This is a genomic window from Stackebrandtia sp. (assembly GCF_035643755.1).
Classification (GTDB): domain Bacteria; phylum Actinomycetota; class Actinomycetes; order Mycobacteriales; family Micromonosporaceae; genus Stackebrandtia.
In genome coordinates this window covers 1-10709 of sequence record NZ_DASQPW010000035.1, presented here as the reverse complement: position 1 = coordinate 10709, position 10709 = coordinate 1, and the positions used below count along the sequence as shown (strand labels likewise).

Here is a 10709-nt window from a genome sequence, read left to right as displayed (position 1 = left end):
GAACGGGTTGGAGGTGCGGCGGCCGCGGCGCTCGCGCGGCGACTGGCGCGGACGCAGCTGGGTGGTCGGCGGGTCGGGCGGCGGCTGCGGACCGATCTGCTGCTCGGCGGCGAGCCGCTGCGCCTGCTGCCGCGCGCTGATCTGGGCCAGCACCCGCGCCTCCGCCTCGGCGAAGGGATTCTCGGGCACGGGCTCGGACACGTCGATGTCCTGGATCCGGCGCCGGGACGGCGATCCGCCCGAATCGCTATGTGGAGAACCGTTCGCTGTCTGTGGATAACCGTCGGCGTCGGCGGACGGCCCCGAACCCCCGTCCTGTGGATAACTCGGGTCGTCCTGTGGAAAACCCCCCTCATCCTGTGGAGAATCGGCCGCTACCTGTGGATTGTCCTGTGGATAACCCTGGGGAGAATCCGCCTCCGCCTGTGGAGAATCCTGTGGAGAGTCCGTTGCGGACTCGGGATTTTCCGCAGGTGAGTCCGCGTGTCGCGTGTCCGACGGGTGAACATCGGTCGACGCCGCGTCGCCCCCGAACAGGGCGTCGGCGATCGCGGTCGTGGCGTCGCCGGCGTCGGCCTTGGGGGCCTTGAAGACCGCGAGCGGGCGTGACGTCGCCTCCACCTCGTCGTCCGGTCGAGGCTCCTGGGGGGTGGACGTCATATCAGCTCCTCCCGAATCCGGATGCGGCTGGCCGACAGCCTGCGGTCGCGTTGCTCGGTACCCGGTTCGCGGGTGCGTCGCCAGTCGGTCAGCACCGTCCGGATCACGGTCCGGGCGGGACGGTCGGGGTCGACATAGCGGAAGATCAGGGACGTGCTGACCATGGCCAGCGCGATCTCCCAGGCGGGGAAGATGTCCACTGTGAACGTGAACATCCAGTGGATGAACATGTAGAGGGCGAGCAGCGCCGCGAAGACGCCGTACTGGGCGTACGGCAAATGCACCGGGAAGGTGTATCCGGGCGGACCCAGATACAACAGCCTCGCTCGGTAGATGTCGTCGTCGGTGCGCAGCTTCATCTGGTCAGTTGCCTCCGCCGGAGAACAGCACGTCGACCAGACCCTTGCCCACCAACACCAGTGTCACGGCGCCGGCGATGAAGGCCAGACCGACGATGGCGATCGTGGAGGACGTCAACACCCGCGACACCTCTCCCTTGTTGGCGCGCGCGATGAAGATGATCCCCAGCACGGCCAGCAGGATCGGCGCTATCTTCGACAGGAAGAAGCTGATGATTCCCTGGGTGTTGATCTCCGCGGTCTGACTCGCGATCAAATACGGTATTTCTCTCATGCCTGGTCCTTCATACGCTCAGCAAACACGAAAATCTCACCTCGCGGTGCCACACAATGACAATCAGTTTCACATGGGCATCCGACGGGTTTGGCCGGGCGTGTCGAAAAGCCACACTCGCGTTCGGACGGATGGCGGTCGAGGGAAACTGGACGGCGTGCGGGCGCCGATGACATCATGTGGTGCGTCGGTGTTCTGGTGGCACCACAGGAAGGCACTTTGATGGAGCCGCGCATCATCATCGCCGCTTCGGCCTTGGCCGTGGCGGGCCTGGTGCTCGCCGGACTGGCGGCGACCGCGCTGGGCTCGGCGAAGGCGGCGGCGAAATGGCCCTCGGCCGAGCGCCCCAAGCTCGGCCTCACCCCGGCGCGCATCGGCGTCGGGCTCGGGGTGGTGTTCTGCGTCGCGGCGGCGGGGCTCGCCGCCTCCATGGCCCCAGTGGACAATGTGTTCGCGTGGGTGGCCATCATCGCGGTGGCGGCGTTGATCGTGCTGGGACTGACCGCCTGGGCGGCGGTGAAGCTCGCCAGCAAGATCGAACTATCAGCACTAATCAATTCACCGTCCCCCATGAGTGGAGAACCACAGACTGCCATGTCACGGCCGGGCACGCAACCCTCCGTGGCGACGGGGTCGCCAGTCCACGTGACGCCGCGGCCGACCGCCGACGAGATCGCCTACGGGCAGCCGTATCCGGGCGTGGTGTCGACGTACGCGACACCGCCGGGGTCGCCGCCACCTGAGTCACCTACCGCTCCGCCTGAGGTTGCCGCCGGGCCGCCGCCCGGTTCCTACGTTGACGAAGTTCATACTACGACGCCCGAGTCTTCCGCCCCCGCAACGCGAAGCGGTTCCGCCGCGTCACTTGAGCCCTACCTTCCTCCGGGCGCCTCCACGGCCACCGACCGCCCGGACCCGGCGGTGCCGTCCGAGGCGCTGCCCGGCTGGGTCTACACCGACGAGGCGGACAACTGGTACCTGGTGAGCTCGGTTCCCGACGGCCTGCGCCTGTTGAGGCTCAGCGACTTCACGCTCCAGCCCCCGGGCTCGGCGGCCGGAAGGCTCAAGCTGGCCGGGAGCGTCGAGATGACGGTGTGGCCCGCCGACACCGAGGACTCCGACACCGAGGAACGCCCGGCCGAGAACAAATGAACGCCCTGGGCCACGAGGGCCCAGGGCGTTACCCCCAAAGGAAAGGAACGACGGTTCCAATGCCGATTGATCGTATCGGACCGTGGTTCACCGATTACATCAGGTATCGGCCTACCAGCTGACCTGCACATTCGTCGTTGAGGAAACCTCACTGGGCGCGCAGGTGACGGTCACCGAGTAGCGGCCCGGGAACACATGGCGCGGAAGCCGATGCGAGAAGTCGGCGCGGCCGTCGCGCAGCGACACCGAGGTCGCCACCGCCACCCCGAGACCCCGGATCCTCAGCCGCGCCCGGGTGTCCGTGGCGGCGCACCGGATCGACACGTCGATGTCCTGTCCGGCGTGAACCCGGTGCGGCAGCTGAATCGACGCCTGGGCCGGCGGTTGCGCCGCCGCGGCCGCCGGCACCGCCAGGGCCACCATCGCGAGCGTCGCGACCACGGCCGTTCGTGCGAGTACGTGCATGATCCCTCCCGTATCCGTTGTGGATACCGGTGATCCTGCCGCAAGATCGTCAGCGTCGCTCGACTTCGGCGGAGTCGTCCGAACGCGGGCGCCGCATCGCGCGCACCAGGCCCACGAGCCCGGCCAGCAGGAACACCCCCGCGAAGATCATCGCGATCGCGTCGGTCGACAGCGTCACCACGTCGTCCAGCAGCCACACGCCGCCGAACGTGACGAACACCAGACCCGCCACCAGCGACAGGGTGTCGGTGACATGCCGGTTCATCGCTCCACCTCCAGTTGGCCGCTTTCCACCTTTCCCGACACGATCAGCTTGCCGCCGCCGGAGCCGTCCGCGCCGGTCGACACGGTGCCCGTGACGTGCGAGCTGCCGAATCCGCGCGAGTCCAGGGTGACCCGGCTGCGCTGCTGTTCGAGGTCCACGGCGAGGTCCACGTCCTTCGGGAGCTTGATCGTCACGTCGGCGTTCCAGGCGTTGAGCGAGATGCGCGAGGTTTCGTCGTCAGGAAAGGAGACCCCGCTCAGGTCCACATAGCTGCTTCCGCAGATCGACGAGACCCGCGACGGGATCGCGTCGGCGTCGGTGACGGTCGTCGTGTCGACGGAGAACGGCACGGCCGGACCGTTGACGGCGAAGATCGTTCCGGCGCACAGCGCCAGCGCCAGGACGCCGCCCAGCAGGATCAGGCCGCGGGCCCGCCCCCACCAGGCGCCCGTCAACAGGCCGATCCCGCACAGCACCACGGCCACGGCCAGCGCGCTTCCCAGCGAGACCGCGCCGCCCAGCATGCCGATCGTGGCGGCCGTCGACAGCTCGATGACGATGAGGCTGAAGACGACCACCCCGAGCGCGGAACGGTTACGGGGCCGGGGTTGGGGACGCGCCGGTTCGGCGGGTGGGGGCGGCGATCCGGCGTCCAGTTGGCGGGTCGGCGACAGCGGCGCCGAGTAGTCGACGGTGGCGTCGCCGCGGGCGAAAGGGCCGCCGGGAGCGAACGGCGCCTGGTAGCCGGAGACGGGGCGCGGCGGCGGCTCGGGTGCCGCGGGCGCCGGGGGTGTGTGGGCGCGGCGGCGGGCCAGCAGCACCATCGCCACGATCAGCCCCGCGAACATCAGGAACGGCGAGCCGTCGGTGGCGATGGCCGCGATGCAGCCCAACGCCACCGCCCCCACCGTCATCAGGAGGGTGGTGACGACGGACATGCTGGACTTCCTGGACGTGAACACCGACTCAATCGCCGAGGCTTCGTCCCCTTCGGACGGAAAGAGCAGCCAGCCCGCGACGTACAGCGCCAGACCCGCCCCGGCGAAGACGATGAGGACCGCCATCACGACCTGCCACAGCAGCGGGTCGGTTCCGGTGGCGCGCCCGATCGCGCCGCACACCCCGGCGATCCGGCGCTCGCTGGGGCGGATCAGCCGATAGCGCGCGGCCCAGCCGCCGGTCACCGGCTCCGTCGCGTCATCGTCCCGCAAGCTCATGGCATTGATCCTGCCAAGGAATCGCCGCCGCCGCATCGGTCGGCACCCCTGATTTGACCCTGAGCCGTGGAATCTCCGGGTGGCCTCAGGGGTGCGAAGCCTGGTCAAGCCGCTCGCACCGTGTGACGATCAAGTAGTCCATCCGAGTAGAAGAGGTATGACCATCGATACCGCGCAGACCACCGCGACCCCACGCCCCGCGCGCCGCGCGCCGCTGCGGCGACGCAGCGCCGGGCGCCTGCTCACCGGGGTGGCACGCGGCGTCGCCGAGCACCTCAGCGTCAAGCCGCTGTACGTGCGGCTGGTGTTCCTCCTTCTCGCCACCCCGCTGTTCGACGGCCTCGGGGCGCTGCTGTACGTGGCGCTGTGGGCGGTGCTGCCCAGCGAGCGCGGCGACCGCCCCTGGCGCGACCGTCAACAGTGGCCGGTGTTCGCGGTGCTGGGGCTGGGCGTCTTCATCTTCACCATGACCCTGGGCTGGGGCGGGCCGGGGCTGCTGTTCGGGTGGGTGCTGGCGGTGGTGGCGCTGGGTGCCGGGGTGATCTGGCACCTGGTGAAGCCGGAATCCGACTGGCGCCACTCCCTGGTGGGCTCGTCGGGCGGCTGGAACGCCGTGCTGCGGCTGGGCGGCGGGGGCGCGCTGGTGTGCGTCGGCGTCGTCGGCTCGATGGTGATCTTCCTGGGGCTCACCGATCAGAACTACAGCACCATCATCTCCAGCGTCGTGTTCACGGTGATCGCGCTGGCGGGCGTGGGCGTGGTCTTCGGGCCGCTGGCCTGGCGCACCATCACGCAGCTGCGCACCGAGCGCGAGGCGCGGACCCGCGAGGCCGAGCGCGCCGACATCGCCGCCATGGTGCACGACCAGGTGCTGCACACCCTGGCGCTGATCCAGCGCCGCGCGGGCGATTCCCGCGAGGTGACCCGGCTGGCGCGCGGGCAGGAACGCGCGCTGCGCAACTGGCTGTACAAGCCGACGGCCGCCGCGGCCGAGAAGCTCGGCGCCGCCCTGGAGGCCGCCGCCGCCGAGATCGAGGACTCCTTCGCCCTGACCGTGGACGCGGTGGTGGTGGGCGACTGCGACATGGACCCGCACCTGGCCGCGCTGGTGGCGGCGTCCCGCGAGGCCATGGTGAACGCGGCCAAGCACGCGGGTGTGGCCCAGCTGTCGCTGTACGCCGAGGTGGAGCCCTCCCTGATCAGCGTCTTCGTCCGCGACCGGGGCAGCGGCTTCGACCCCGAGGCCATCGACGACGACCGGCACGGCATCCGAGGCTCCATCATGGATAGAATGCGGCGCCACGGCGGCACCGCCGAGGTACGCAGTACCGTCGGCGAGGGCACCGAGGTGCGGCTGTCCATGCCGCGCGAGGAACAGGAGTGACATCGTGAATGACGCCGACACCAAGCTGCGTGTGTACCTAGTGGACGATCACGCCATGTTCCGCGCCGGAGTGCGCTCCGAGCTGGGCGACGCCGTCGACGTGGTCGGCGAGGCGGGCACGGTTTCCGAGGCGGTGGCGGCGATCGAGGCGCAGCTGCCCGACGTGGTGCTGCTCGACGTCCACATGCCGGAGGGCGGCGGCCGGGCCGTGCTGGAACGGGTGCGGGCCAGCCGTCCCGACGTGAGGTTCCTGGCGCTGTCGGTTTCGGACGCCGCCGAGGACGTCATCGGGCTGATCCGCGCCGGCGCGAGGGGATACGTCACCAAGACCATCGCGGCTTCCGAACTGGTGGAAGCGATCCGTCGGGTCGCCGACGGGGACGCGGTCTTCTCGCCGCGGCTGGCCGGATTCGTGTTGGACGCCTTCGCCTCCAAGTCCCAGGCCCCGGCCACCGATCCCGAACTGGATCAACTCACCAATAGGGAACGAGAAGTGTTGCGGCTGCTGGCGCGCGGATATGCGTACAAGGAAATAGCACGCGAACTATACATTTCGATAAAGACCGTGGAAACGCACGTGTCCAATGTGCTGAGAAAGCTGCAAATGTCCAACAGATACGAACTGTCGCGGTGGGCGGCAGATAGAAGGATTGTTTAATTCGCAAGTGCCGCAACGGAAGTCGGGGCGATCTGTCATATCGTCCATTCCCGGCAAAACGGACCATTAAAGATTGCCCCCTCCCGCAACCGTATTCGATCCGCTAACGTGTGTTCCTCGGAAGTATTTCCCCCACCACAAAAAGTTCCCCCGGGAGGGACACACAATATGAAGAAATCCTGGATGCGGGCGGGCCTTGCCCTCACGGCCGCCGGCGCCATGGGTCTCGGAATGGGCGGCACCGCCTTCGCCGACGACCCGAAAGACGGCCCAACCCAGGTCACCGTTACGGCGGGACCGGGCTGGATGGTCAATGGAGCCGACAACAGTTCCGTCAGCCGAGTCGAGGCGGGCATCATGAGCCTGACCCCGAAGGCCGGCGGCGACGCCGCGTTGGCGTACTGCATCGACATCCACCACCCCCTGGACGTGACGCAGCTCTACCAGGAAGGCACGTGGGACAACTCCAACGTGGCCAACCTGGACAAGGTCAACTGGGTGCTGAACAACGCGTACCCGACCAAGAGCGGCGCCGACCTGGCCAAGGCCGCGGGCGCTGACGCCTCCGGCCTCGACGAGAAGACCCTCGACCAGGCCGCGTACACCGCGACGCAGACCTCGGTGTGGAGCTTCACGGACGACTTCGTCCTGAACACCGACAAGGCCACGGACGAAGGCGACGCCGTGAACGGCGTTGTGGCGGCCGAGTACTCGTACTTGACCAAGAACGCCACCAAGATGCCCGAGCCCAGCAACGAGATCACCCTCGACGGCCCGAAGAAGTTCGACACCTCGACCCGTGGCGGCCCGTTCAAGGTCAACGCTCCTGGCGAGACCAAGCTGGACGTCAAGGGCGCCAAGGCCGTTGACGCCAACGACAAGGAAATCAAGAGCGTCAAGCCGGGCGAGAAGTTCTGGCTGCTTCCCGACGACGGAACCGACTCGGTCACCATGACCATGACCAGTGACGTCGTGCAGCAGACCGGCTCGGTCTTCCTGGGCACTGGTACGCCCGCGGCGTCGAAGGACGTCAAGCACGACCAGCCCCAGAAGCTGATCCTTGCCAAGGCCATCCCCGGCCAGGTGAGCAAGAACGTCTCCTTCGAGCTGGAGAACGGCGACACCCTGCCGGTCACCGGTATGTCGCTGACCAACTCGGCCCTCGTCGGCCTGGGTCTGCTGCTGGCCGGTGCCGCCGCCATCGTGGTGCTGCGCCGTCGCAAGGTCGCCGCCACCTGGGGCGACGCCAAGTAAGACTCCGCGAACGATCGACCCGTAGGGGGTTGAACAATCGCGCCGGGGCGCCTCCCGCATCGCGGGAGGCGCCCCTCGTCATGTTTGCGCTGCGGCGATGCTGTGGCATACTTGCCGACGTGAGCAGCAACGCGCGATTTTATGGCTACTACGGCACCGGTTGTCCGGGCCGTAGGTCGCGCTGAGCCACAAAGACCTACCGCCTCGGGCATCGGCCCGGGGCGTTTTTCATGTCCGGGCCGCGGGTCCACCGCACGGCACACACCGCGAAACTCGACAGGAGCACCGGACATGACCACCGACACCATCACCCCCGCCGCCGACACCGACATCAGCGAGCTGCGGGACCGCATCAACTCCATCGACGAGGAGATCATCCGCCTGTGGCAGGAACGCTCACAGGTGTCCAAGGAGGTGGGGCGAAGGCGGATGGCCTCGGGCGGCACCCGGCTGGTGCTGTCCCGGGAGCGCCAGATCTGCGAACGCTTCCGCGAGGCCCTGGGCGAGGACGGCACCCAGCTGGCCCTGTTGCTGCTGCGCGCGGGCCGCGGCCCGCTGTAGCGAACCCGCCGGCGCCCATGTCCTCCGACACGACCTCGCCTCGACAGCGACGCGCGGTGCGGCACGTGGCCGCGCTGTCGTCGGGCACCGCCCTGGCGCCCGCGCTGCGCGTCACGCTGAACTTTCACCCCGACCGCGCCGCGAACCGGGGATCCTCCATCCTCGAAGCCCTTGCCGCCGAGGGGATCTACCGCTCGCAATTCGTCACGGGCACCAGCAACGGCGGCCTCACCGCCCACCCCGGCGGGGACCGCTGGCGCTGGGAGAGCCGCATCTTCGATCGCGCCTACGACGACGCCCCCGCCCACGAACGCCCCGTCTACGGGGCCCTGAACTTCCGCTCCCGCCCTGCGGCGCGGCGGCGCGCTTCGGCTCCGCCCACCTTCGCCTCCGCCCCGAGACCCTGCCGCGCACCACGTTCTGCTATCCCGACAGCGTGTTCGAACCCACGGACTTCGGTGTGGCCGAACGGATGTCGCTGATCCCGCTGGCCGAGGCGGACGACCACGACCCGCTGGACGACTACATCGAGGCCCAGGTCCACGGCCCGGTGCGACTGGACCGCGACGTCGAGGCGCTGGTGCTGGACCCGTGCCACCGCGGCACCACTGTGGAGTCCGCGGCGCGAGAACTGCCCTGCCCTGTGGAATGGCACCACGGGCACCGTCTGTCCACAGCGGAGCTACGCCGCCACCCCGAATACCGCGGCGGCGAATTCGTCGCCCTGGGGGAGCGCATCGCGGTGGACGGCTGGCTGGACGCCCGCGTGATCGGCGACGCCCACCGATCGGGCCGACACGACCCGCAGGCGCTGAAGCGGGTGTGGCACTACGTCGCGCGATTCGGTTCGGCCCGGCCGTATCGCACCTGACGTCTAGGGTGAGCGCCATGACCGACCATCACAACCAAGAGATCCGCGAGGCGACCTTCGCCGACATCGACGTGCGCGGCACCGATTTCCACGACATCCGGGTGCGGGGCGCCGAGTTCGCCAACGTCCACGTCAGCGGCAGGCTGACGAACGTCACCGTCAACGGCGTCGACATCGGGCCCCTGGTCGAGGCCGAGCTCGACCGCCGGATGCCCGAGCGCGCCCGGATGCGTCCCACCGACCCCGAAGGGTTCCGCGAGGCGTGGGGGATCCTTCGGCGGCTGTGGGACGGCACCGTGGCCCGCGCGGCGAGACTCGACCCGGCGGCGCTGCATCGCGGCGTCGACGGCGAATGGTCGTTCATCGAGACGCTGCGCCACCTCAACTTCGCCAGCGCGGTATGGGTGGGTCGCATGGTGTTGGGCGACCCGTCGCCCTGGCATCCCTGGGATCTGCCGTGGGACGAGGCGTCCGGGTGGGACGGGGTCCCCTGGGACCGCGAGGTTCGGCCCTCGCTGGACGAGGTGCTCGCCGTGCGGCGACAGCGCCAGGCCATGGTCGGCGGCGTCCTGGAATCCCTGACGCGCCAACAGCTCGACTCCCGGGTCACCCGCACCGAGCCGGGCTGGCCCCGCCTGGAGAACTTCCCGCTCTCGCGGTGCCTGCGTATCGTCCTCAACGAGGAGTGGGAACACCGCCTGTACGCCGAGCGCGATCTCGCCAAACTGGACGGTTAGCCGCGGTTCAGTCCTCCGCCAACTCCATCCAGCGTTCCTCCAGGTCGGCCTGTTGGGTGCCGACCGCGGTGAGCTCGTCGGTGAGCTGGGCGAGCTTGTCGGCGTCGGTGGCGTGGGTCGCCATCGCCGCGTGGAGTTCCTTCTCCTTGGACGCCAAGCGATCGAGTTGGCGCTCGATGCGGGCGACCTCCTTCTGGGCGGCGCGGCTGTCGCCGCCGGTGCGGCGGCGGGCGGCGGGCGTCGCGTCGTCGGCGTCGCGGCGGCGCCGCAGATACTCGTCGATGCCGCCGGGCAGCATGCGCAGGGTGCGGTCGCCGAGCAGGGCGTGGACGGTGTCGGTGGTGCGTTCGATGAAGTAGCGGTCGTGGCTGACCACGATCATCGAGCCGGGCCAACCGTCCAAAAGGTCCTCTAGCTGGGTCAATGTCTCGATGTCGAGGTCGTTGGTGGGTTCGTCCATCAACAGGACGTTGGGTTCGTCCATCAACAGCCGCAACAGTTGCAGGCGGCGGCGCTCCCCACCGGACAGATCGCCCACGGGCGTCCACTGCTTGGTGCCCGCGAAGCCGAACTGTTCGCACAGCTGTGAGGCCGACAGGGAGCGGTTCTTGCCGAGGTCGACGTGTTCACGGACCCGCTGCACCGCCTCGAGCACCCGCCAGGTGGGGTCGAGCTCGGCGACCTCCTGGGAGAGGTACGCCAGCCGCACCGTCTTGCCGACCTTGACGCGGCCGCGGGCGGGGCTCTCGTCCCGGGTGGCGCCGACCAGGGCGCGCAGCAGGGAGGTCTTGCCCGAGCCGTTGACCCCCACCAGGCCGATGCGGTCGCCGGGGCCCAGATGCCAGGTCAGAT

General features: G+C 69.0%; 13 protein-coding genes and 1 pseudogene. 7 read left to right on the top strand and 7 right to left on the bottom strand.

Annotated features, from left to right (window positions below; translation table 11 throughout):
- The 3 genes from VE172_RS02840 to VE172_RS02830 all read right to left on the bottom strand — a co-directional run.
- Positions 1-660, bottom strand: a 660-nt coding sequence (locus VE172_RS02840) for a hypothetical protein (RefSeq protein WP_324796862.1), incomplete at its 3' end; no start/stop codon positions are given.
- Positions 657-1019: a hypothetical protein gene (locus VE172_RS02835; RefSeq protein WP_324796859.1), complete on the bottom strand. Its 363-nt coding sequence runs from the start codon at positions 1017-1019 to the stop codon at positions 657-659. The genes VE172_RS02840 and VE172_RS02835, both read right to left, overlap by 4 nt.
- A 4-nt stretch (positions 1020-1023) precedes the next feature.
- Positions 1024-1293 carry a hypothetical protein gene (locus VE172_RS02830; RefSeq protein WP_324796857.1) on the bottom strand — a complete coding sequence of 90 codons (270 nt, stop codon included), beginning with the start codon at positions 1291-1293 and terminating at the stop codon, positions 1024-1026.
- A gap of 222 nt (positions 1294-1515) precedes the next feature.
- Here VE172_RS02830 and VE172_RS02825 point away from each other — a divergent pair, with 222 nt between their 5' ends.
- Positions 1516-2445, top strand: a complete 930-nt coding sequence (locus tag VE172_RS02825) for a hypothetical protein (RefSeq protein ID WP_324796855.1) — start codon at positions 1516-1518, stop codon at positions 2443-2445.
- A 111-nt stretch (positions 2446-2556) separates the two neighbouring features.
- Here VE172_RS02825 and VE172_RS02820 read toward each other — a convergent pair whose 3' ends face one another.
- The 3 genes from VE172_RS02820 to VE172_RS02810 are packed head-to-tail and all read right to left on the bottom strand — an operon-like array spanning position 2557 to position 4392.
- Positions 2557-2910 carry a hypothetical protein gene (locus VE172_RS02820; protein WP_324796852.1) on the bottom strand — a complete coding sequence of 118 codons (354 nt, stop codon included), beginning with the start codon at positions 2908-2910 and terminating at the stop codon, positions 2557-2559.
- A gap of 49 nt (positions 2911-2959) precedes the next feature.
- Entirely contained in the window at positions 2960-3175 is a 216-nt protein-coding gene (locus VE172_RS02815; RefSeq protein ID WP_324796849.1) for a hypothetical protein, read from the bottom strand.
- On the bottom strand, positions 3172-4392 hold the full coding sequence (locus VE172_RS02810) for a PspC domain-containing protein (protein WP_324796846.1): 1221 nt from the start codon (positions 4390-4392) through the stop codon (positions 3172-3174). The genes VE172_RS02815 and VE172_RS02810 overlap by 4 nt, the downstream gene beginning before the upstream one ends.
- 157 nt (positions 4393-4549) lie before the next feature.
- Between VE172_RS02810 and VE172_RS02805 the strand changes: the two genes are divergently transcribed.
- The 6 genes and pseudogenes from VE172_RS02805 (at position 4550) to VE172_RS02775 (ending at position 9857) form a co-directional block, all read left to right on the top strand.
- Entirely contained in the window at positions 4550-5776 is a 1227-nt protein-coding gene (locus VE172_RS02805) for a PspC domain-containing protein (RefSeq protein ID WP_324796844.1), read from the top strand.
- 4 nt (positions 5777-5780) lie between these two features.
- Positions 5781-6434 carry a response regulator transcription factor gene (locus VE172_RS02800; RefSeq protein WP_324796842.1) on the top strand — a complete coding sequence of 218 codons (654 nt, stop codon included), beginning with the start codon at positions 5781-5783 and terminating at the stop codon, positions 6432-6434.
- A gap of 168 nt (positions 6435-6602) precedes the next feature.
- Positions 6603-7688, top strand: a complete 1086-nt coding sequence (locus VE172_RS02795) for a thioester domain-containing protein (RefSeq protein WP_324796840.1) — start codon at positions 6603-6605, stop codon at positions 7686-7688.
- A 291-nt stretch (positions 7689-7979) separates the two neighbouring features.
- Positions 7980-8249, top strand: coding sequence for a chorismate mutase (locus VE172_RS25640; RefSeq protein WP_414715055.1), 270 nt, complete (start codon positions 7980-7982; stop codon positions 8247-8249).
- 17 nt (positions 8250-8266) lie between these two features.
- Positions 8267-9120, top strand: a pseudogene (locus VE172_RS25340) (DUF3626 domain-containing protein).
- 17 nt (positions 9121-9137) lie between these two features.
- On the top strand, positions 9138-9857 hold the full coding sequence (locus VE172_RS02775; RefSeq protein WP_324796829.1) for a DinB family protein: 720 nt from the start codon (positions 9138-9140) through the stop codon (positions 9855-9857).
- Between the two features lie 7 nt (positions 9858-9864).
- Here VE172_RS02775 and VE172_RS02770 read toward each other — a convergent pair.
- Positions 9865-10709: ATP-binding cassette domain-containing protein (locus VE172_RS02770; RefSeq protein ID WP_324796827.1), on the bottom strand; the 845-nt coding region annotated here is incomplete at its 5' end.